The 22,018-nt window shown below is 34.5% G+C and carries 15 protein-coding genes; 4 read left to right on the forward strand and 11 right to left on the reverse strand.

Features of this window, described 5'->3' with window-relative positions; translation table 11 throughout:
- Nucleotides 1-189: 189 nt before the first annotated feature.
- Nucleotides 190-393 carry a hypothetical protein gene (locus tag BLP44_RS12435; protein WP_091133327.1) on the reverse strand — a complete coding sequence of 68 codons (204 nt, stop codon included), beginning with the start codon at nt 391-393 and terminating at the stop codon, nt 190-192.
- Between the two features lie 105 nt (nt 394-498).
- Entirely contained in the window at nt 499-846 is a 348-nt protein-coding gene (locus BLP44_RS12440; RefSeq protein ID WP_066033928.1) for a hypothetical protein, read from the reverse strand.
- A 193-nt stretch (nt 847-1,039) separates the two neighbouring features.
- Between BLP44_RS12440 and BLP44_RS12445 the strand changes: the two genes are divergently transcribed.
- The 3 genes from BLP44_RS12445 to BLP44_RS12455 all read left to right on the forward strand — a co-directional run bounded on the left by BLP44_RS12445 (nt 1,040) and on the right by BLP44_RS12455 (nt 7,029).
- Nucleotides 1,040-2,620: an FAD-dependent oxidoreductase gene (locus tag BLP44_RS12445; RefSeq protein WP_091133329.1), complete on the forward strand. Its 1,581-nt coding sequence runs from the start codon at nt 1,040-1,042 to the stop codon at nt 2,618-2,620.
- A gap of 18 nt (nt 2,621-2,638) precedes the next feature.
- The gene (locus tag BLP44_RS12450; RefSeq protein WP_008468405.1) at nt 2,639-3,397 is read left to right on the forward strand and encodes an SDR family oxidoreductase; all 759 of its coding nucleotides are present in this window, start codon (nt 2,639-2,641) and stop codon (nt 3,395-3,397) included.
- 395 nt (nt 3,398-3,792) lie between these two features.
- Nucleotides 3,793-7,029 carry a CheR family methyltransferase gene (locus BLP44_RS12455; protein ID WP_091133331.1) on the forward strand — a complete coding sequence of 1,079 codons (3,237 nt, stop codon included), beginning with the start codon at nt 3,793-3,795 and terminating at the stop codon, nt 7,027-7,029.
- 31 nt (nt 7,030-7,060) lie between these two features.
- Here the strand turns inward: BLP44_RS12455 and BLP44_RS12460 are convergent, their stop codons facing one another.
- Together BLP44_RS12460 and BLP44_RS12465 are read right to left on the reverse strand one after the other, a co-directional pair.
- Nucleotides 7,061-7,327: a hypothetical protein gene (locus BLP44_RS12460; protein WP_091133333.1), complete on the reverse strand. Its 267-nt coding sequence runs from the start codon at nt 7,325-7,327 to the stop codon at nt 7,061-7,063.
- Nucleotides 7,328-7,455: 128 nt separating this feature from the next.
- Nucleotides 7,456-7,902 (reverse strand): hypothetical protein, encoded by a 447-nt coding sequence (locus BLP44_RS12465; protein ID WP_066033924.1) that lies wholly within the window; start codon nt 7,900-7,902, stop codon nt 7,456-7,458.
- A gap of 255 nt (nt 7,903-8,157) precedes the next feature.
- Here BLP44_RS12465 and BLP44_RS22965 point away from each other — a divergent pair, with 255 nt between their 5' ends.
- Nucleotides 8,158-8,316: a hypothetical protein gene (locus BLP44_RS22965; protein ID WP_160782162.1), complete on the forward strand. Its 159-nt coding sequence runs from the start codon at nt 8,158-8,160 to the stop codon at nt 8,314-8,316.
- Between the two features lie 78 nt (nt 8,317-8,394).
- Here BLP44_RS22965 and BLP44_RS12470 read toward each other — a convergent pair whose 3' ends face one another.
- From BLP44_RS12470 to BLP44_RS12500, 7 genes are all read right to left on the reverse strand, one after another.
- Nucleotides 8,395-10,257, reverse strand: a complete 1,863-nt coding sequence (locus BLP44_RS12470; protein WP_091133335.1) for a TonB-dependent receptor plug domain-containing protein — start codon at nt 10,255-10,257, stop codon at nt 8,395-8,397.
- Between the two features lie 349 nt (nt 10,258-10,606).
- Nucleotides 10,607-11,911: a serine hydrolase domain-containing protein gene (locus tag BLP44_RS12475; RefSeq protein ID WP_091133337.1), complete on the reverse strand. Its 1,305-nt coding sequence runs from the start codon at nt 11,909-11,911 to the stop codon at nt 10,607-10,609.
- A 4-nt stretch (nt 11,912-11,915) separates the two neighbouring features.
- Nucleotides 11,916-14,417, reverse strand: a complete 2,502-nt coding sequence (locus BLP44_RS12480; RefSeq protein ID WP_091133339.1) for a beta-N-acetylhexosaminidase — start codon at nt 14,415-14,417, stop codon at nt 11,916-11,918.
- Between the two features lie 15 nt (nt 14,418-14,432).
- On the reverse strand, nt 14,433-15,914 hold the full coding sequence (locus tag BLP44_RS12485; RefSeq protein ID WP_091133340.1) for a glycoside hydrolase family 10-like protein: 1,482 nt from the start codon (nt 15,912-15,914) through the stop codon (nt 14,433-14,435).
- 192 nt (nt 15,915-16,106) lie between these two features.
- The gene (locus BLP44_RS12490; RefSeq protein ID WP_091133342.1) at nt 16,107-17,942 is read right to left on the reverse strand and encodes an outer membrane protein assembly factor BamB family protein; all 1,836 of its coding nucleotides are present in this window, start codon (nt 17,940-17,942) and stop codon (nt 16,107-16,109) included.
- A gap of 172 nt (nt 17,943-18,114) precedes the next feature.
- A complete protein-coding gene (locus tag BLP44_RS12495; protein WP_091133344.1) occupies nt 18,115-18,942 on the reverse strand; it encodes an alpha/beta hydrolase in 828 nt (275 codons plus the stop codon).
- A 55-nt stretch (nt 18,943-18,997) separates the two neighbouring features.
- Nucleotides 18,998-21,913 (reverse strand): FAD-binding and (Fe-S)-binding domain-containing protein, encoded by a 2,916-nt coding sequence (locus BLP44_RS12500; RefSeq protein ID WP_091133346.1) that lies wholly within the window; start codon nt 21,911-21,913, stop codon nt 18,998-19,000.
- Nucleotides 21,914-22,018 lie beyond the last annotated feature (105 nt).

The following is a 22,018-nucleotide window of genomic DNA, read 5'->3' on the forward strand; positions in this document are numbered from 1 at the left end:
GCTTAATTTACAAAATACGCTGAATTTTGTTAAATTCCTTCTCAAATATAAATAAAAACGCATTCACTTTAAGCAATCTTTAAAATGATTTTTAACTAAAAAACATAGTAAAAGTCTTTTCTGATGCAACATCAAAAAAAGCTGAATCCTTTAGATCCAGCTTTTTGTTTTTTGTGCATAATAAAACAATTATCGCTTGATAGAATCGGTTTTAACGGTTGAAGTCGTATCCATATTTATGGTATCAACTTCTGGTCCAACAGTATCCATAGTGTTTTGAATGCTATCATTTTCATGCGAATCTATTGTAGTGCTTTCATTCTTTTTACAAGAAAATGCTAATCCTGCTAGGAGAATCAAAAAAGCCATTTTAGTTATTATTTGCGTTTTCATAATTATATTTTTTAATGAACATTATCAAATTTTAATTTTTATAAAAATAGCTCTTTATACAAATGTACTCTTTACACAATTTTCAAAACTTCTTATATAATGCTGTTATTTCTTTTTCTTCTTTATACTGTCTTTTTTCAATCTTACGCTATCTTTTTGTACACCCGATTCACTGGTGTAGGTTGCGCCATCTTCTGCGCTCGCACTGGGACCTGTACCTGTTCCAGCGTTGCTATGTTCTGCAGATCCGCTGTTGCCAGATCCCATACTCTGCGGATCTTCGACATTTACGGCATTATCATTAATGCTTCTTGCAGTGTCTTTTGCCGCTGCACCAGTATCTAGCGGATTTTGGTTAGTTTCTATTTCGTCGCTGTACCCATCATTATTGTTTTTACAAGAACCTATCATTCCTGTTAGAATAATGAGAATCAAAATTTTTAATGTTTTCATAATAATTCGTTTTTACAATTTGCACTAAGAAACTACCATTCAACTATTTATGTTTACAAAATTTCTATTGGTTGTTATATAAAAGCACAATGGAAATCCTATAAATTTTTAGAATTAAAACTGTAAGCCATTGGTATTTTTTACTTAGTAGCTTTGATATGAATGGATTAGACCTCAACAAAAAGTTTAAAAAATGGAAAATTCAAATCAAAATATAAATGAAGGCAGTATTACTTCAGGTGATAATGTTTCTTTCTGGATTGATTCTACAGATATAATTGCTTTCGAAAAACCGACTCAGGACATTACTACTGAAGTGCTGATTATCGGAGGCGGTATTGCGGGACTTACAACTGCTTATAAGCTTTTAAAAGCAGGAAAAAAAGTGGTTTTGGTAGAAGACGGTTTTATTGGCAGCGGAGAAACAGGAAGAACTACAGCACATTTAACTTGTGCCTTAGACGATAGATATTATTATCTTCAAAACACATTTGGAAAGGAAAACGCCCGACTTGCCGCCGAAAGCCATACGGCCGCAATAGATGAAATAGAAAAAATTGTAAATGAGTTACAGATTGATTGCGATTTTGAAAGAGTAAACGGTTATTTATTTCTTCATCCGAATGACAAGGAAAAAAATTTGGATAAAGAATTTGAAGCTACTCAAAACGCAGGGTTAGAAACTGTCCTTTTAAACCATACGCCTTCGCTGGCCGAATCTCAGAATCAAAGATGCCTCGCATTTAAAAATCAGGCGCAATTTCATATTTTACATTATGTAAAAGGACTTTCAAAAGCTATAATCGATTTAGGCGGCACTATTTATACTGAAGCACACGCCGAAAATATAACCGAAAAAGGTGCAACCGTAAATGGTTTTAATTTTTGTGGCAAATATATAGTTGTGGCAACTAATACACCTATTAACGATGTGCTGACCATGCATACCAAACAGCACGCTTACCGAACCTACGTTATTGGAGGAAAAATTCCGAAAGGCAGTTTGCCGCATGCTTTATGGTGGGATACTGGAGATCCAGAATCCAAATGGGTTGCACAGCCTTATCATTATGTGCGATTGCAAAATTTTGATGATGAAAATGATCTGCTGATTGTGGGAGGTGAAGATCATAAAACGGGACAAGCTGATGAAGAAGGAATATCTGCATTTTCGCGTTACGAGTTATTGGAGATTTGGGCTAGAAAATATTTTCCATTGTTAAATGAAATCAGCTATAAATGGTCTGGACAGGTTATGGAACCTTTTGATTCTTTAGGCTTTCTGGGCAGAAATCCAGGCGATCAAAATGTCTTTATCATTACTGGTGATTCTGGAAATGGAATGACTCACGCTACTATTGGTGCCATGATTATTTCTGATATGATTCAGGGGATCGACAATAAATGGCAGGATTTATACAGTCCGTCGCGAATCACTTTTAAAGCAATTGGAGATTATATGAAAGAAGCTGGAAATATGGCTTCGCAATATCTGGATTGGATTACAGGATCTGATCTTGACAACACAGCCGATTTAGAACTTGGGGAAGGCGGTATTCTATCTTTCGGATTACGAAAAGTGGCAGTTTATCGAGATTACGACAAGACGCTTCACGCCTTCTCTGCTGTTTGTCCGCATTTGGGCTGCATTGTGCAATGGAATTCAGATGAAAAATCTTTTGATTGCCCGTGCCACGGTTCCAGATTCGCAGCCGACGGTACAGTATTAAATGGTCCTGCTGAAAGCAATTTAAGCAATCTTCACATTAAATAATATAAAAATATATACAGCATGGAAATCTTATCAAACTACTTTACTGAAAATATATCTCAGAAACGAATTGTAATAACAGGCGGTACAACTGGAATTGGCAAAGCTATTGCCGATTTACTAGTTTCTCTTGGCGGAAAGGTCTTCATTTTTGGAAGAGACGAAACGGATTTTTATCATGCTATGGATGATATTAAAGCCAAATCGTCTAAAGGGGAAATCTATGGAGAAACAGCAGATATCACCCAAAAAGAAGATATTGCCAGAATTTGGGAAAGGGTTGACAAAGTCCTTGGCGGAATAGATATTTTAATTAACAACGCTGCTCTGCCAGCTCGCGGCATTATTGAAGGCGAGTATGAGGATTGGAAGTATATTTTAGAAACCAATATCTTAGGATATATAGCTTTTGCGAAAGAAGCAGTCAATAGAATGAAAGAACAAAAATCTGGGCATATTGTAAATATTGGTTCTATGAGCGCCGAAGTCAAAGAAAAAACAGGCGTTATTTATGTAGCCACCAAAACTGCCATAAGAGGTTTTAGCACTGCTTTACGCAAAGAAATTAATCCGCTTGGGATTAAAGTATCGCATGTAGAGCCAGGTGCGGTAACAAGTGATATGCAGCCTGATCCAAAAGAAGTCCAAAAAGAGAAAATAAAAGAAATGAAGATGCTTGAAGCAGAAGATATTGCCATGAGTGTATTATTTTGTCTCTGCCAGCCCAAACGTTGCGATGTTGTTAGCATGCAAATAAGACCTCATCTCCAGATCATTTAAAAATAAAATACTCACTTTTTTCATTTTTTTAATTTGAAAATGCCTGTGCAAATTTCTGTGCGGGCGTTTTCTTTATTGTTCTGAAAATTATAGAATTTAATCTGAAAATTATGTAAACAAAATTTCAGATTTCATTTTTACATTAGCGTTACCATACACAAAATCTTTTTAATCTTCACTTAATAAAGTCTATTGTTTAATGGACTCTTATTTTTAAACAAACTGAAAATTTAAAAATAGCTGTCTTTAATCGTTTATTTGGTGAAAGCAATCTCATACTTTCTATTTTCTATTTTGTTGCTATACATGCATTTACTAATTGCATCTGTTTTTGCATGTCTACGTTTTTAGTATAAAGCTTTCGTCATATGAAGGTAACTTAACCCCAAACGACCATGAATATTGTGCATTTAAATAGAACTCAAAAAGCCGAATCTTTTTTTCCGATTGTTGCCATTAGTTCAGCTTCATCAGAAATTGAAATTCTAAAAAAAGTAATTTCAGAATTTCCCGCAGATTCTAGAATGGCTTATCTCATTATGGAAGATTTGTATTTTCCACAAACCGAAAATCTAGCATTCGAACTCGAATCGTATTCAGAAATGCCAGTTATAGAAATTGTCAGCTCAGTTGATCTTCACCCAAATCACATTTATGTTATTCCAGCTAATAATTTTCTCGAAATCGAAAATGGTTCGCTTGTGCTTAAATCAAGAACAAGAAGCAGTAATTCTGCCAACTGCCTCGATTTCTTTTTTGATTCTCTTGCTAGCATTTATAAAAGTTATACCATTGGTCTTGTTATTTCTGGAAGCGCTGTAGATGGTTTTGCCGGACTTAAAAAAGTCAAAGAAATGGGCGGTACTTCTATTGCAATTCTGCACAAAAAGGGAGTTCCGAAAAACGATGACACTGGAAATTTTATAGATTATTTTAGTCCGCAAGATCGAGTTTCAGACAAATTAAAAGAAATACAAAACAGTTATGTAGTCAATCACGCCTACCAAGACAATCAAAATAATAACAACGAAGAGGAAGAAAATCTACTTAAAGAAATTACTGCTTTATTACAACTAAGAACAGGAACCAATTTTCAACATTATAAACATCAGACAATTCGAAGACGTATTGCAAAAAGAATGGTGGTTACACATCAGGAAAGCACTCAAAAATACTTGAATATTCTAAAAAACAGTACAGTAGAACAAGACGCTTTGTTTAATGATATTCTTATTCCTGTGACTTACTTTTTTAGAGATGCTTCATTTTTCGATCATTTGTGCACAGCCATTTTTCCCTCTTTAATAGAAAATGCAAACAATGAGATTTTACGTATTTGGTCTGCGGGCTGCTCGACGGGAGAAGAAGCATATTCACTGGCAATTTGTCTGCACGAATATTTAGAGCAGAATAATAAGCATAATATAAAAATTCAAATTTTTGCCTCCGATTTATCTGATCATTGCATTGTCAAAGCGCGCTCGGGAGTATACACTTTGCAAGATGTCAAAAATATTAGCAGTGAAAGACTCGAAAAATATTTTACAAAAAGAAACAATACATTTCATGTCAATAAAATTATTCAGGACATGTGTGTATTTGCTGTTCATGATTTAACAAAAGATGCCTCATTTTCTAAAATAAATCTTATCTCCTGCCGCAATGTTTTAATCTACTTTGATACAGAATTACAAAATCAAGTGTTGACTTCTTTTCATTATTCTCTAAGAGATAACGGATATTTATTTTTAGGAAAAGCAGAAACAGCCCATAATGTGCCCGATTTATTCGCCATAGTGGATAAACAAGAGAAAATCTATATTCGAAAAAATGAAACGAAACATCCCAAAACTATCCGTTTAGGCACAAACAGCAATAGAACAAAAAATGTTGCCTCAGAAACTGAAATAGATTATAAAAAAATTGCTTCTGACATTCTTCTTGAAAATTTTTCTCCTGCGGCCGTAATGATAAACGAACAGCTTGAAATTGTCTATTTTCACGGAGACACAAGTCCGTTTTTACAGCCAGCATCTGGAAAACCAAGTTTCAACATCTTAAATATGGTTCGAGAAGAGATTAGTCTGGAACTTAGAAATGCCATTTTAAAAGCAAGAAACGAGAAAAAAAACTTCTCAAACGGCTACATTGCTGTAAAAAAACAATCTTTTTTAACTTCTTTCGAAGTTATTTTTCTTCCTTCAAATCTTGATTTGCTGTTGATTGTGTTTTGCAAAAAAACACTTTCGCATTCAGAACTCATTACCAATGCTGAAAGTCCTTCGGACGAATTTGAAAAAGAATTGCATCAGCTTCGAGGCGATTTTAAAAGAGTTACCGAAGAACAGCAGATTTATTTTGAAGAATTGCAGAATACCAACGTAGAATTATTGGCTAATACTGAAGAATTACAGCTTATAAACGAAAAACTTACGGCTTCTGCTGAAGAATTGCAGTCAAATAACAAGGAGCTTTCTTTTTTAAATGAAGAATTACAGAACCGTAGGGATGAACTTGCTCTTATGCGAAACTTTTACGAATCTATTGTAAAAACAATCCGAGAGCCAATACTTATAATTGATCGAAACGCTGCTATAAAAAGCGCCAATACTTCATTTTACAATTATTTTAAAACCATTCAGGAAGAAACAGAAGGAAATTCAATTTTTGAAATTGGCTCTTGCCATTGGAATATTCCAGAATTCAAAGAATCTGTTTTGAAGAAAGTAAATCAGGGAGAAACGGTAGAAAATTTTAAAATCAGTTTTATTCTTGAAAACGGAATAAAAAAAACAATGATTTTAAATGCCACTCCCATTATTCATTCTGTTCCCGAAGGAATGATTTTAATTGCACTTGAAGATATTACAGAGTTAGAGTTTAGCAATGAATCTATTAAAAATAAAAATCTTGAATTAAAAAGCTACAGTGAACATCTAGAATCATTTACCAATGCAGCGAGCCATAATTTGCTTGAACCTGGACGAAAAATCTATATGTTTGGAAAAAAGGTTTTAGACTCCGAAAAGTTATTGTCGGAATCAGGAAAACACAATTTGCATCGTCTATTGAATACAGCTGTAAATCTGAATCAGCTTATTGAAGATTTAATTGATTATTCTAAAGTAAATTTTAGCGAAAAATCTTTCAAGAAGACTGATCTTAATGTTGTAATAAAAAAAGTTATGATCGAACTAAAAGTCATGATCCAAGAGCACAAAGCAGAAATTATTTCCGATTTGCTTCCTGTTCTTTATAGTATTCCTTCCCAGATGAAACAGCTTTTTTCTCAATTAATAATCAATTCTATTAAATATGCTAAGAAAGGTGTAAACCCCCAGATTAAGATAAGTGCAGTACAGCCATCTCCAGAGGAAATTAAACATGTAAATGCCAATTCAAGCCGAAATTATACTAAAATCATGATTAAAGATAATGGAATGGGGTTTACGAAAGATTTTGAAAATTTAATTTTTGATCCTTTCTATAAGCTTCATAGCAACGAAGACCATTATGGTAGCGGATTGGGTTTGACGATCGTGCATAAGATCGTTTCCAATCATAACGGTTTCATTCAAGTTTCAAGCAAACCAGAAAAAGGAACTATTATTTGTATTTATCTTCCTGTATAAAAAAAGAGTGGAAAACCACTCTTTTTATTCTTTAATCTGTTTTTGTTTCTTCATTTCGAAAAGTTCGAATGTTCATGACGGAATTATCTTTATGTCTGAGCTCTTCGTAATCAGCATCATCTCCCCAATCTCCTGTATTTGGTTTTTGAATTGGGCTATTGGCTTCATTTAATTCCTCATCCTTATTCTCGTCATTCGGAAAATACATGTGATACCCCAAAATAGGATCCCAATTTGCTTCTTGAGTACGATCAATGCCATCTTGGAATAAATCGTTGTTTTCATTTCTTGCATCCATTTTCTACTGTTTTTATACCATCAGAAATTGAAAGTATGATTATTACCTCGTTTCATAAACAGTAAAATTCAATAAATTAAGCGAAGTACTTGTTATATCATTTTGGAGAAAATTTATAAGATTCTGTTTTATAGTGTTTTTATTTTGTTTCGCCATTTTGATTTGTATTGTTCGGCAGAATGTTTCAGTGACCAGTATTCTATTATGGTCTGTATAGTTTCTTTAAATTTTTCATCGCTGTAAGGCGTTATAAAATAACTCTTTGCAGGTATTGCATAAGTATCTATGACAAAAGAACTGGTAAACAAAATAGAATAAAAAAGGCAAGGACATTTCATCTTCCTTAATATTGTTTTTTTATAACTGGATTGTCTGTCATCTTCATTGAATTGCAATACATTGGAAAATAACAAAAAAGGTATATTTTTTTGAGCAGCCATATACAACATAGCCTCAGCAAAGGTGTTGAAACAAAGCAGAGTATTCCTGAGTTCCAAATCTGAAATAATTTCCTGAAACAAAAGACGATTTTCTTTGTTTTCTTCTATTACAATTATACTTCCTTTTATATTCATGATTATAATCTTTTGGGTTAGACATTCAGAATATTCTCATTTTCAAAGTTCATATTTTAAAAATCTTTCATTTATATAATTGTTAGCGTATTTTTACATAATTCCCACACTAAACCCTTCAAACAATTGATTTTTAAAACATTATCTGCTAAATAAAAAAGTGGGAATAATGAAAGATTTGCCTAAAATTATATAAGTAGAGAACGGGATGCCATTATATTTTGCGCAAAAAATTAATCCTTAAACCCCAACAACATGAACAACTTATATTTTAAAATTATCGCAATCGTCATTTTGATAAGTTTTAATTACAGCTGCGACGCACTTTGCAATGACGAAGATTCTCCTAGCGCTAAAAAAGAAGCGGCAGTACTTAAAAAAGCAGATAGCTTAAATGTATCTATAACTGACTAATAGTAAAATCAAACGGCCTGTAAAATCAATATTTACAGGCCGTTTTTTAACAATCTAAAATCTGAAAAAAAAGTCTTTTTAAAAAGTCACCAGTTTTACTCCCAAAGTAAACCAGCGTGATGGCAATGGCACCGCCCCTACTTCATAATAAGTGGCATTAAAAATATTCTGGCCATCTAAGAAAATAGTGAATTTGTTAATCGCTTGACTTACTCTAAAATCATTTACCCAGTAAGAAGGTCCTGTAATTCTTTCGTTGAAACGAGTTGCAAACATTACAGACAGGTTTTTAAACTGATAATCTATTGTATTGGTAATTTGATGTTTTAATGAAGAAATTGCATATTTTGAATACGTTTCTGTACGTGTCGTCTTAAATTCAGAATCTAAATAAGTATAGGCTAACAAAATGCTTAATCTAGAATCTTTAGAGAAATCAAATCTGTAATTTCCGCGTAAATTAATTCCGTTTGTGTTCAAATCTCCTTTGTTCTGGCTCTGCCAAGGCACATTTGTAGCATTACGCATCCAGTCGATATAATTGTCTATTTTTCTGTAGAAATAATTAGCGTTTAAGCTCAAAGCTCTTTTATTGTATTTAAATCCAATTTCGCTCTGAAAAGCATTTTCTGAATCTAAATCTGGATTCCCGATATTTCCGGTCTGCTTCAGATACAAATCGGTAAACGACGGAATTCTTTGGCTTGTTCCTACATTTCCAATGATTTTAAATGCGTCGGTAATAGCATAACTAGCATCGATTCCTGGATAGATTTGCCATTTATAATCTGAATTGTAGTTTAAATAAGTTCCGATATTGACATCCAGTTTTTCAGTAAAGCTTCTTCTGTATTCTGCATAAAGCCCAACATTTTCGCGATCGTGGTCTCCAATGTTTGAAGAATGAATATTTTCATTTCTGAATTCAGCTCCAAAACCAATTTCTCCTTTTGATAATTTAACCGTAGAATTCAATTCTCCCGCAATAGAATTAGTATAATGCTGACTTCTTCCCACAGCTAGATTTGAATTTCCCAAATAGCGGTAATCATCATAATTGTATCGGTACGTAACTCTCGGCATGATTTTCCAGCTATCTGTAATTTGATGATTGGACTGAATGTTGGCAAACGTAGTCTGAACAATCTCAGTAGCATTTTTATCTCCTGGTGCAGCGTAAAATCCGTTTGCTCCAAATCCGTTTTTGATGTAACCTGCAGAACCTAAAATTTCGTTCTTATCATTTATCTGCACGTTTCCTTGGTAGAAAATTTTATTGTTTTCGAATGCTGTATTATAACGGTAACCATTACTTTTATCGTGCGAAGCAAAAAGCAAATGCTGTTGTTTTTCTTTGCCTAAAACAGCTCCTGCTTGAACGCCTGTTCCGTAAAATGTATCGCCAGTGTCCTGAGTATCTTTTTCGAAGTTAGAACCTGCATAAGTGCTTACTAAAAATCCAGAATCAGTTGGCTTTTTGGTAATGATATTAATCGCTCCAGTTAAACTGTTGATCCCATAAATCCTTGCCGCTGGTCCGCGAACTACTTCAATTCTTTCAATTGCTTCAACCGGAAGAGGCAAGTTCAGCATATTATGAGCCGTTTGCGAGTCGATTACTTTTGCTCCGTTTAACAGAACAACAGTCTGCTCAAAACTTCCGCCGTCAACACTGATGTCTGCTTGAGTTCCAAAAGGTCCTCTTTGTCTAATATCGACTCCGTTGGCATATTGCAATACTTCTTGCAATGTTCTTCCTGGAAGTTTTTTTATGGTTTCGCTCGAAATAACGTAAACATTTCTGTTTTGCTTAGAAATAGGCGTGTTAAAACGGCCTTCATTAATAATAACTTCATCCATTTGGTTGATGGAATCCTTTTTTGTCTGTGCGTAAAAATTGGTACAAATTACTGTAAAAACAGCAAAATAGATTTTTTTCATTTTGGTTTACTATTTTTTTGGCAAAAGTAATCTCTTACCGTACCAATAAAGCATACCAGTTTTGTAATTATAACTAGTCCGGACGAATTTCTATTCTATTTTCCTAAAATTCAAATAAACCTGAAAGATATTACTTATAAATCAAATGTTTAACTCTCCATCTTTTTCCCAACTGCTCCTTATTTCTTCTTCCGAAATTCCTACCTCAATCTGATTATGATTAGTTTTTCATGTCGTTGTATTTTTAGCCACGAATTCACGAATTATTTTTTTATATCTGTTTATTAAAAAAACATACTGAATTACACTAATCTAATATTGAAAATTCATGAATTCGTGGCTAAAAAAATCATCTATTAATTTGCCTCCAGATTTTAGCACTAAAATCGTCTTTATACATTAATCTGTTTGTCCTCGTTGGATTTACACGATTCGTCAGAATGATTAAAAATCGATTTCTATTTCTGTTCATGAAGAAAAAAGTTCCTGTAAAACCTGTATGTCCAAAATCGTCTTTGGTAAAAAACTCATCCGGTTTTCTTTTGTCAAAACCTAAACCTCTATAAATTCCTTCTTTTGCAAGCGGAGAATCTGCAAACTCTTTTACAACATTTGCTTTTAGAATCTGTTTTCCATTATAAGTTCCGTTGTTCAGTAACATTTTACAGATTACTGCAATCGATTCTGCATTGGCAAACAAACCTGCATTCCCAGAAACGCCTCCAAAAATCGCCGCTGCTTCATCGTGCACATAACCTTTAACCGTATCTTTTCTAAAAAAATGATCTACTTCCGTTGGCATTACATTATCTATCGAAGTCCATTTTAACGGATTATAGCCAATTTTTGAAATGCCTAATTCCGTATAAATTTCATTGGTAAACTGATCGAGTTTCTTTCCTGTTTTGGTTTCAATCATTTGTTTCACCAAAAGCAAGTTTAAATCGCTGTACAAATATTTCCCTCTCGGATTTGTATTTGCTTTCGCAATCCTTTCGTAAACTGATGGATAAAATTCTGGATTCAGCCACATATTTTTATAAATCTGAACCCAATTTTGTTTCGGTTCAAAAACCAAATACTTTGAGTCGTAAACAATGTTTTTGTTCACATACATATTATCAAACTGCTCAACATATTGCTCCGATTTTTGATTGCTCAACAAAGGCGAATTATCTGGCGTAGAAAGCAATGCCTGATAAAAAGTGATACTTGGCGTTAATCCAGAAGTATGTGTTAAAAGTTCAAAAAGCGTTAAATCTGCAATGGCTGTATTTTTATACATTGGAACAATTTGGCCAACTTGATCTGTAAGTTTTAGTTTATTGTCTCCAACCAAACGCATCGAAACAAGCGTCGCTCCAAGAACTTTAGACATCGAAGCCAAATCGAAAACATCGTCAGATTTCACCAATTGCTTTTTCGTATAATCATGATATCCATAATTTTTTGAAATCAGAACTTCATCTTTAGTTCCAACAATAATTTGCGCACCAGGAAAAAAGCCTTTTTCGAGCGCATTTGTCATCATTGAGTCGATATAAACTTCATTTCGCTTTAAATCGAAAGACTGCTTTGCATTTTTCTGGGAATGACTTTTTGTTCCCACAAAAATCAAAGAAATCATTATAATTTTAACACCAATATTTTTCATAGTACTACGGATTAATTTTTAAGTCCTGCGCTGCCATCAAAGGCTCGTTATTGGTTCCCTTAATTTGTATTCTAACTGCTTTTACAGGCTGTTTTGGATAAATTGACGCATTTCCGTAATCAAAATTATCGCCTTTTATGAAATCCGTTCCGTTGTATGAAAACTCAACGTAACCGTCATTTATTATAAATCTCGGATGATGCGGAATTCCAGTTAAAACATCTATTTTAGAAGAAGTTACAGGAGTAGTAAAAGTATACAAAATCCAATCGCCATCTTTACAAGCAACATCAGTACGCAAATACGATTCTTCGTTATAATCTTGCAGATTTGAAATCGGGAACTTCGGATTTTCTGTCATCGAAGAAGTCACTTTAACTTCTGGTTCTTGATATGGCGAACAATTGAATTTTACGTTTGCCGCTGACTTTTTCTCTTCTTTATTTTCAACAGTAAAATCTAATCGATACGTATTTTTTTCGTTATAATTTCCAATTACAAATCTCAAACGAGGTTTTGCTTTTAACGCTTTTTCGTCTGCATAAGTCTGAATCAATTTATCATTTTCAAAAAGCGAAACACTTTTGATTGTTCCGTTTGCTCCATCATCTGCTGGATTAAAATTCAGATACCAAATTCCTTTTTTATCAACATGCTCTGAGATATTTTCTGAAATCGTTAAAACTTCTGCTTTCGATGTATTCCAATTGGCAACAGGCAATTTTTCAGCTTTTACAGCTGGACTTGCCGAAGTCTCATTAAAGAAAACTCTAAACCTATATTGCTCATAATTTTCTGTCTGAATTGGTTCGGTATACAAAGGCGACTGTCTTGTAGGCTCGTTTCCGTCTTTGTCAAAGCGAACAACCGCACCTTCATAAGGCGGCGTTACTGTGATTGTTCCATTTTTATAAATCGCTGTTGGAGGAAAATCTCTAAAAGCAATTCCCATATCGGCTAATCTTTTCAAATGGCTGTTGGTTAATCTTCCATAAAAATCATCCCAGTTTTTATCTTCTTTTTTAGACCAGCCAATTTCAGCCAAAGCGCTTATTCTTGGATAACTCTGGTATTCCATGATTCTTGCAGGGCGATCCAAATATTCACTCCATAAAGCACCTTGAACTCCAATTATATTTTTTTGTTCTTCAGGAGTTAAATCGGTATCTGGAATTGGTTCAAACGAATACGCTCTTTTTGTATCCGTAATTGCCGCCCAACGATGACCACGTTCTGTTTCTGATTGTGCCATGTCAAAATACAAAAATTGTCCCGGTATCATGATGGTCTTATATCCTTTTTTTGCCGATTCAATTCCGTAACTAATGCCTTGCCAAGCAGAAATAAGTGTGTTTGGATCAATTTCTCCTCCTTTTAAGATTTCATTCCAGCCATCTGTTTTTTTATGGTATTTATCAACGATTTTTTGAACCCTTCTAAAGAAATAATTCTGAAGCTGAAAACTATCTGTAAAACCTTCTTTTGCCATCAAAGCTTTGCATTTTGGGCATTGTTCCCAATTTGCACGATTGACTTCGTCTCCTGCAACATGAATATATTCAAAGGGAAACAATCCAGATACTTCTCTAATGATTGAATCTAAAAGGTCATAGTTTTCCTCTCGACCAACACACCAAACATTTTTTACTTCTCCTTGAACACTTTTAAGTTCCTGACTTATTTCACATCCAATTTCTGGATATGACGCTGTAACTGCTCTCGAATGTCCTGGAATTTCGATTTCTGGCATTACCGAAATACCGCGATTTGCCGCATAAGCTACGACTTCTTTAATGTCTTCTTGCGTATAAAAACCTCCATAACGTTTGTCTCCAGAACCGTAAGATGGCAATAAGACTTCGCCAGGACCTCTCCAAGCACCTTTTAAAGTCAAATCTGGCATCGATTTGATTTCGATTCTCCAGCCATTATCATCTGTTAAATGCCAATGAAAAACATTCATTTTATGTGCCGCGAGCCAATCGATATAATTTTTTACGGTTTGTTTGTCAAAAAATTGTCTTGAACAATCGAGCATCATGCCTCGCCAGTCAAAACGTGGATAATCTTCTATTTTTACAAACGGAAGAGTTCCTTTTTTAACTTCTTTTGCAGAGCAAATTTGCAGGAAAGTCTGGAATCCGTTTAAAACTCCTTTATCCGTTTTTCCTTTTATGAAAATGCCACTTTGGTTTATTTCCAATTGATACCCTTCGTTTGGAAGATCCAATTTCTTATCTACTAGAAATGAAATGTTATTTTTTCCGTGTTTTTTTCCAATGGAAACAATCGGATTAATTCCAGTACTTTTTGAAACACCTGCTGCAATATAATCGGCGCTATTTTTTACTTTCTTATCTACGACAATTTTTAAAGAAGAAGGCAAAACAAATTGTCCTGTGCTTTGTTGAGCGGATACAGGTTTTGGAATTATATCCAGTTTTTGGGCTTGTATAATACTAAACGAACTTAGAAATATGGCTAATAGAAGAATGTTTTTTCTCATTTCTTTTTATATATTTTATTTTGTTGAAAATTCAATGGGACTACTTTCTGTCTGGGTCTGACTTAACGCAGTGAGCGCGTAAACATAGTTTTCCAAATTGGCATTTGGTACTTCTAGTTTTAGAGCTGTTGTCACATAATAAATATTCTCAGGATTCGAGAAATCTGTAATTTTCCCTTTTGGAAATCTATAAATCACATATTTCTTGTCATTAAATGCAGCTTTCCAAGTTAAAATTGCATTATTGCCTTTTTTGGCAATTACAGCATTTGTTGGCGGCTCTGGTTTTAATCTTGTAATTCTGTTTGCTTCTGGAGTTAGAGCGATATACTTGTATTCTTTTTCAACGAGAGGTTTTCTAAGCGTATCTCCTTTTTTCAGAAAAGTAGAAGCTGTAAAATGCATCGAACCATCAATTAAAGGCATTTTACGAATCATTTCAATCTGCTTCACAATTTGATCCGAGCTTCTCCATTCTGGTTCTTTCGCAGTATTTGAAATTTTATAATCGCCATGCCCCACGTAAACATTTGCACCATATTTATGTTCAGCCCACCATTTTGCGAGAACTTCAAAGTTTGCTCTGTCAAAACCAATATGCCAATAGATTTGAGGCGTTACATAATCAATCCAGTTTTCTTTTTGCCATTTTAAGATATTAGCATACAAATCATCATAATTGGTAGCACCTGCTCTGGTATTAGAACCTTGCGAATCTTTGGCAATATTTCGCCATACTCCAAAAGGCGAAATTCCGAACTCAACTTCTGGTTTATTGGCAATAATAGTATCTCTGATTTGTTTAATGATTAAATCAACATTGTCTCTTCTCCAATCCTCTTTATCTTTAAACTGACGTGGTTCTTTAGCGAAAGCTTTTTCATCAGGAAACTCTTGACCTTCAATTTTATACGGATAAAAATAATCGTCCATGTGAACGGCCTGAATATCATATTTACGAACAATTTCGCCAACTACAGAAGCAACAAAATTTCTTGTTTCCTGCAATCCCGGATTAAAATATCTGGTTTTTCCGTACGTCAGAAAAAGGTCTGGTCTTTTAAAGTACAAGTGATTTTTTGCAAGCACATCTCTTACTGTATCTTTCTGAACACGATACGGATTCAGCCAAACATGCACATTCATGCCGCGTTTTCCTGCTTCATCAATCATCATCTGTAGCGGGTCAAAACCCGGAGCAACGCCTTGAGTTCCTGTTATCCAATGCGATGCTGGTTCTTTTGTCGATTTGTAATACGCATCGGCAGTTGGACGGATTTGAAAAATGACCGTATTCAAATTATAAGAACGTAGATTATCCAAAATGGCAATCATTTCGTTCTTCATTTCTTTGTCTGATAAACCAGGTTTAGAAGGCCAGTCGATATTTTCTACGGTAGAAATCCAAGCAGCGCGCATTTCTCTTTTTGGAGACTGCTGACTGAAAATTTGGGAATGAATCAGCAATATTAGGATTAGTAATTTTAGACTTTTCATAGGGTTGTGTTTTTTGGTTAGCTAATTGTTGTTGAATAATTTAACCGCTAAGTTCGCTAAGATTCACGCAAGGTTCGCAAAGTTTTTTTTAATCTCGCAAAGACGCGAAGTCGCAAAGTTTTTTTTTAAGCTTTTAATAATACTTTGCGGATTTCGCGACTTTAAATTTACGTTGGGAAAAAAACTTAAAAATTATTCCAGCAAAAATATCCCTCCTTCAATAAGTGATGCCCAGACTTGCCCTTTATCATCAATTGTAAAACCATTTACGCTTGAACTTCCTAGGTTAATTTGCTTTACAATCTCAAATTTAGAAGCATCTACAATCAAAACTTCTCCTTTTCTGCTTCCTACGTATATTTTGTTTTTGTTTTCTAATATTGCTGCTGGATTGTGTTCGTATCCAAGTTTTAAATCTAGCACTTTGCTTTGGTTCACCAGATTTTCTTCTGTAAGTTCAAGATCATCGCTAAGAGGCAATCTTAAAAGTAAGCCGTCCATTGTTTTACCGTAAAACCATTTCCCATCTTGACTTTTTCCCATCGATTCTCTAATTTTCCATTTCTGAGTTCTTAAAAGTGTTTTTCCTGTTTCAATATCCAAAATGGTCAAAAAACGTTGTGGAGTAACAAAATAAAGTCGGTTTTTTGTCGAAACCATATTTACATTTCCAGCCGAATATAAAATTTGTTTATCATTACCATTGTTCCATTTCCAGATCAATTTTCCTGTGTTTTTATCCAGACAATACACATACGAATCCCAAACTCCAAAAATTATTTTATCGCCTTGAATTAACGGTGTTCCTTGCGAATATGACGCTGGCAAATTATTCTGCCATATTACTTTTCCAGTCACAGCATCTGCACAAATAAATGCTGTAGAACTCGCCGTATAAATTTTATTGTTTTCTGCAATTGGCGAGCCTACCAAAACGCCGCCAACAGGGATTGTCCATTTTTGTTTGCCAGATTGTGTGTCAAATCCTACTAGGTTTCCTTCTATTGTACCGATAACTAAATTATTTTTTACGATGATTGGCGAAAAATAAATTGAATTTCCTGTCTCAGTTTTCCAATTTAAAGCTTTGTTTTTAAGGTTTATAGATTTTATTTCGCCTATAGAATTCGTAAAATAAACACTCTTTTTGTCAAATGCCGGAAGGCTGTAAATTGAGGCAATATCCTTTATATAAGGAGATTGCATTGCCAAACTATCTTTAGGAATTACAATTTTGGAAGGTTTTGACGGAACCGAAAATTTAAAAACTCCAGGTTTATCTATTTCTTTTTGATAGATACTGATACTGTCTTTGCTGATAATTACTTGATTATAACTTTTTGTTTTTCCATCCAGAGAAGTTATTGATGTTCCCATTATACCGCTCAAACCAGAGAAATCATATTTTCGTAAGGTGTGTCCATGACCGCAAAAGGTAGCAACGGTTGGATATTTTTCTAAAACCGAAAGGACTTCTTTGTAATTGCTCACGCTGTTATCTAACGGATAATGAGCAAAATTCAGCACTTTTTTATTATTGTTTTTAAGATTGTCTTTTAGAGTCTTATCAAGCCAAAGCACATCTTCGTGTTTTACAAAACCATCCCCCATTTTCATGTAAGGTCCACAAGGAAAACCGATGAAAAGATAATCACCTTTTGAAAACACAAAACGGTCCTCGCCAAATATTTTTTTATAAGTCAAGCCGGCGCTTTCGCTCCAGTTGGTTTCATGATTTCCTGAAATGACGTAATACGGAATTTTCAATTTAGATAGAATTGAATGAACTTGTTTTAACTCGTCATCGGCACCTCTATTGGTCAAATCGCCAGTTACAACCGCAAATTCAAAATCGGAATTATTGATCTCTTTTACAATATCCTGCAATAAAAAATCATTTTCATTTCCTACCGAAACGTGTAAATCTGTGAGCTGCACAAATTTGATCTGTTCTGATTTTTCTATATTTTGAGCAAAACTCGTTGTGATTACAAAAATTAAGAGTATTCTGGAAAATAGATTTTTCATTGGTAATTTTATTTAATTAAACTATAATTTATTTAGAATCTAATGGCGTTTATGGTACCTTAGTTACAATTCTTTGGCAAAAAAATACCTAACAGGTTAAAAAAACCTGTTAGGATAACCAACCAAAATTTATGTATTCCGGTATGTGTGGAACCCGAAATACACTTTAGGATTACTTTGTTTTTAGATTTTCATCAAAGAAATCATGAAAAAACAAAAGCTGATATTTTAAAGAATTCTCCCAGTATTTCAGATTATGTTCTCCTGGGCGTTCTATATAATCGTGATTTATTTTTTGAGCCAGCATTTTTGCATGAAGCTCTCTATTAACGGTCATGAAAAAATCATCAACTCCACAGTCAATAATTAGTTTTAGTTTGTTGTCTTTTACTAAATCGAGCATATTGGTAACCGTATTTTTATCCCAGTTTTCAGGATGTTCCGTAATGGTTCCCAACCTTTTTTTGATGTCCCAATTTTCAGGAAACGGACGAAAATCTACTCCACCACTCATACTTCCTGCCGCTCCAAATACATCCTGATGCTTAAATGACAAGTATAAAGCGCCGTGACCACCCATGCTCAAACCCGAAATCGCTCTAGCTTTACGATCTGCAATTGTTCTGTACTGCTTATCAATAAACGGAACCAATTCTTTTACAACATAAGTTTCATATTTAAAACTCGGATCAAGCGGACTATCAAAATACCAGCTTGAATAATTCCCGTCTACTCCAACCACTATAAAACCATATTCATCCACTTGTTTTCCTAATTCCTTAAAATCTTTTGCCCATGAAGCATAATTTCCGCTATAACCATGAAGCAAATAAACTACTGGAAATGCTTTCTTACTCTTTTTATAATGGTCCGGAACTACTACGCAAGTTTTAATATTCTTCTGCATCGAAGCACTAAAAACCTGCAATGTATCAACCTTTGCTGCTCTGGCTGTAAAAATTAAAAGCAGTAATACGATTGAGTAAATTATTTTTTTCATAATTGATGTTTTTATAAAATAATATTTTTGAAAAGTACTGGTAAAATACGAAAACTTATTTCAAACAACCTTTCAAAATGGTTACAGGATGCATCGCTTTTCTACTCGTCCCATCAAAAATCTGATGACGACAGCTGGTTCCCGCAGCTGCAATTTCGGTTGATGGTTCTGTTGCCCTAATTTTTGGAAACAAGGTATCTTCTCCCATCTTCATACTGATTTCATAATGCTCTTTTTCGTAACCAAATGAACCCGCCATTCCGCAACAGCCCGAATTGTAAATGGTCACGGTATTATTTTTTGGAACATTCAGCATCGCAAAAGAAGCTTCAACAGAGCTTAATGATTTTTGATGGCAATGCCCATGAATCTTTATATTTTTCTCTCTTTCAGAAAATTGTCCAGCATGAATTTTTCCCTTAGCAATTTCTTTTTTGAAAAATTCTTCAACCGTTAAAGTGTTTTGGGCTAATTTCTCAGCGCTTTCCTTATCCGAAGCCAATCGGATGTATTCGTCTCTGAAAGTCAATATTGCCGAAGGTTCGATTCCGATTAAAGGCGTATTTTCAGAAACTATATTTTTGAATGTATTGACATTTTTATTGGCTATTTCTTGCGCTTCTTCCAAAAAACCTTTGGAAATAAAAGCTCTGCCGCTTTCTTCGTGATCAACTACAATTACGTTATAACCTAATTTAGTCAGCAATTCGAAAGCATCAATTCCGACTGAGACATCATAATAATTGGTAAATTCATCACAGAAAAGATAAACGCTGCCGTTTTCAAAAGAATTATTTTCATAAAGCTTTTTGTTCTTTTGATACCACTTTCTAAATGTCTTTGAAGCTAGTAATGGCACTTGTCTTTCAGGTGCAATTCCCATACGCTTTTTAACGAACGAAAGATTGGAAGCCCAGTTGGTCATAGATGGGGCAATACTTCCCAATTCATTCAATTTAGAATTGAACGCAAATATTTTATTTCGGAAAGAAAATCCGTTTGCTTTTTGATATTGATATAAAAATTCTGCTTTTAAAGTTGCTACATCAACATTGCTTGGGCATTCGCTCGCGCAGGCTTTACAGCTCACACACAACTCAAAAACCTTATATAATTCTTCGTGATCGAATTTGTTTTCTTTTTCTGAATTCGTCAAATATTCTCTTAAAGCGTTGGCACGTGCACGAGTTGTATCTTTTTCGTTTCTTGTTGCGCGATAACTTGGACATAAAGTTCCTCCGGCAGAAGGCATTTTTCTGCAATCGCCCGAACCATTGCATTTTTCTGCAGCACGTAAAACGCCTAAACTATCAGAGAAATCTTGAATGGTTTTTATCTCAGGTTCTACCCTTCCCGCCTCGAAACGAAGGTTTTCATCCATTTTAGACGCATTTACGATTTTCCCAACATTCAAAATAGTATCGGGATCAAATGCTTTTTTGATTCGTTTCAGCAGTTCGTAGTTTTTATCGCCAATCATAAACGGCAGGAACTCCCCTCGCAAAATTCCGTCGCCGTGTTCACCGCTCAATGAACCTCTATATTTTTTAACCAGATGCGCAACTTCAGTAGATAAATTTCTAAACTGGTGCAATCCTTCTTTTGTTTTCAAATTTATCTTCGGACGCAAATGCAGCTCTCCCGCTCCGGCATGTGCATAGTAAATGGCACTTTGTCCGTGTCTTTCCATCATGGCGGCAAAATCGGCAATATAATTTGGAAGATCACTCAATTCAACCGCTGTATCTTCAATAGAATCGGCTGCTTTGTCGTCTCCAACAATGCTTCCTAAAAGCCCAAGACCTGCCTTTCTCACCTCGTTTACTTTATCAATATCTGCTCCATAGATTTTTGGCAAAGCGTATCCGAAACCATTAATTTGAAGATCATTAATCAAAGCATCTGCTTGCAATTCGGCATCTTCCATACTAATGTGAGATCCAACTTCGAGCATAATAACTGCTTTTGGCTCACCCACAATAAAAAAACGGTTTTTAGCCTGTTCCCTATTGGTTTTGGTGCAGTCTAAAATCGTATCATCCATCATTTCGCAAGTGTACAAATGATGTTTCATTGCAGTCACTACAGCTTCTAAACTTTCTTGAATGGTATGAAAATGCGCGACAACCATAATATTGTTGGTTGGCGGTAAATCATCCACTTTTAAGGTAATTTCTGTTGTAAAAGCCAACGTTCCCTCACTTCCGCAAAGCAGTTTTCCTAAATTGATGGTATCTTCTGTTCCTGAAAAAAGTTTCGATTTCAGCAAAACATCAATTGCGTAACCTGTATTTCGTCTGTGAATTTCTGGTTTTGGAAATTCTTTTAAGATTTCTTCCTGATTTTCCTTGTTCGAAAGTTCTTCGTAAATCGTTCTGTAAATTTTACTTTCTAAAGAATCTCCTTTAGTTTTTTCAATAAATTCTTCAGAAGTTAAATCCTTAAATACTGCTGTAGAGCCATCACTTAAAACGGCTTTTATTTCTACTATTTTATCTCTTGTAACACCGTATCGGATTGAAGTCGTTCCAGATGAATTGTTTCCGACCATTCCCCCAATCATACATCTATTGGTTGTTGATGTTGTTGGAGCAAAAAACAGTCCGTGTGGTTTTAGATATAAATTCAGTTCATCGCGAATTACTCCCGGCTGAACAGTTATGGTCTTCTTTTCAGAATCAAAAGAAACAATTTTAGTAAAGTGTTTTGAGACATCTACAATGATTCCGTTTCCAACAGTTTGGCCTGCTAAAGATGTTCCTGCCGTTCTTGGCGTTATCGAAATCTTATTTTTTGAGGCAAAACGAATAATGTTAATAATATCATTTTCTGATTTCGGAATGGCCACGGCAAGCGGCATAATTCTGTAAGCAGAGGCGTCTGTGGCGTATATTTTTTTATGAAGATCATCATAAAAAAGGTTTCCTTCTAAGGAAGCTTCTAATTCTTGTAATTGGAGAGAATCGGACATTTAATTGGTTCTGTTGCTTTTTGGTTCTTTAATACATGTTTTATTTCTGCATTTGGCTAAAAGCTATCCGCAAAAACAAAACATTCTAAATTTTATTAGAATTGA

The sequence above is a fragment of the Flavobacterium anhuiense genome, assembly GCF_900101855.1.
Lineage (GTDB): Bacteria > Bacteroidota > Bacteroidia > Flavobacteriales > Flavobacteriaceae > Flavobacterium > Flavobacterium anhuiense.